This is a genomic window from Endozoicomonas sp. YOMI1 (genome assembly GCF_024606345.1).
In the GTDB taxonomy this organism is placed as follows: Bacteria; Pseudomonadota; Gammaproteobacteria; order Pseudomonadales; family Endozoicomonadaceae; genus Endozoicomonas.
The window spans coordinates 1-1,552 of record NZ_JAHHPM010000547.1; the positions used below are offsets into that span (position 1 = coordinate 1).

2 protein-coding genes are annotated in these 1,552 nt (G+C 54.3%); both read right to left on the reverse strand.

Annotated elements, in window-relative coordinates:
* Positions 1 to 547: hypothetical protein (locus KDK15_RS19480; RefSeq protein ID WP_257297062.1), on the reverse strand; the 547-nt coding region annotated here is incomplete at its 3' end.
* A partial coding sequence (locus KDK15_RS19485) for a hypothetical protein (protein WP_257297063.1) occupies positions 544 to 1,552 on the reverse strand: 1,009 nt, incomplete at its 5' end. The genes KDK15_RS19480 and KDK15_RS19485, both read right to left, overlap by 4 nt.

The window sequence follows — 1,552 nt, forward strand, 5'->3', positions numbered from 1 at the left end:
AGGTTGTCCAGTCATCGACTTTTCTGGAAACACTCGGCACGTTGGATAACTGCTCGACCAGAAATTGCAGCTGGATAGAACCTGGGAGCAAGGGAGCTCCCGGAATGGTGCCGCTCATGACGCCCTGACCATCCACAGAGACAATAACCTCGCCACCGGCACTGGTGCCTTCCTCATAGGTCAGTTGAATCTCGGTGCCGCTATCGGGCAGGTTATCCAGCTTAAAGCTCAGCTCGCCGGGAGCGTAATGGATAGCGCCGCTGCCATCGCCCGTCAGCAAGCCATTGGCCTGATCGGCCAGGGTTTTATTCTCCCCGGATGAAACATAGATCACCGTCATAGAACCGGGTTTGATACCCGGCTTCTCGACGGTATGCCGGAAGGTCATATCCTCCACCGGCACCGAGCCTGTGCGGATAGTTACTTCATCATCATTTTGCGCCACGTAGCTGAATACAATGGCACTGTCCGGGTCGGGCAGTGCATCAAGGGTGATTGCCGCCGAGCCGTTGGCAAACAGAATGGTGCCGGTTCCAGAACCCGTCATCTGACCATTAACGGGACACGAATGTCCTGCCATTTGCCGAGGGCGATATAGCTGACCACCAGTGTACCCGGCCTTGGCTTGGCCTCGGCCATGTTCAGGGTGTAATTGAAGCCCCGGTTCTGGTTAGTAATTGGGATAGCACCACTGATCGCTGCGCCCGTAATCGATACCGCTGGCTGATAGGTCGCATTGCCGTTAGCCAAGAGATATCCGCTCACTTGCCAGACGTTTATTTCCCCAAGATCATAATCCACTGTCAGCCTGGTGTAATTATTGGTGCCGCTTTTATGGATCAGATTGCCTGCGCCGTTATCTTCAAAGGTGCCGCCATCCACCGAAAGGGTAAGGGTTCCGGGCAAAACACCCCGCTGCAGATAGGTGCGGCTATGGTTGCCGGTGATATGAACAAAGCGACAAGTGACTGATCGGTTGCTGTCCGAAGTCGCCACCATTGTTTTGCCGGTATAGCCGCCATATTGATCCAGTAATGGGCTTTCTACCTTGGCACTCGGCACCAATGGCGCATAAACGCTCTCGGCCTTTACCGTCAGGTCGCCTGCGGTAATGTTGGCGCTCATTGACTGGATGCCATAGTAACGGCTGGTGTCGGCTATCTGCGTTTCCTGAATACGGCTGGTCTCTTCCTCTGGCTCCCCCGGCACTGGTGGCGCTCCGACAAAGGTGGTGACCAGCGGTGCACTGATCTCCATTTCTACCTTTCGCCGGGTAAAATCCACATACTCCTGCCCGTTGTTATAGGTGAAGGTCTCAATGGAATGGCTGACCGAAGTAATACGGATAAACTGGCTGATTTTTTCATACGGTGTAATCAGCTTATAGACCTCGCCAATTTCAGGAACCGCCCATTCCTCCCGCTGATAGCCGACAATGGCTCGTTGTCCTTCCAGCTGATCGCCTACCAGTTCCCATGATACCTTAATGCCCGGAACCACATAGCTCTCAATCCGGTCTCTGGCATCGAGGCGTTCATCGGTTTGGCTATCG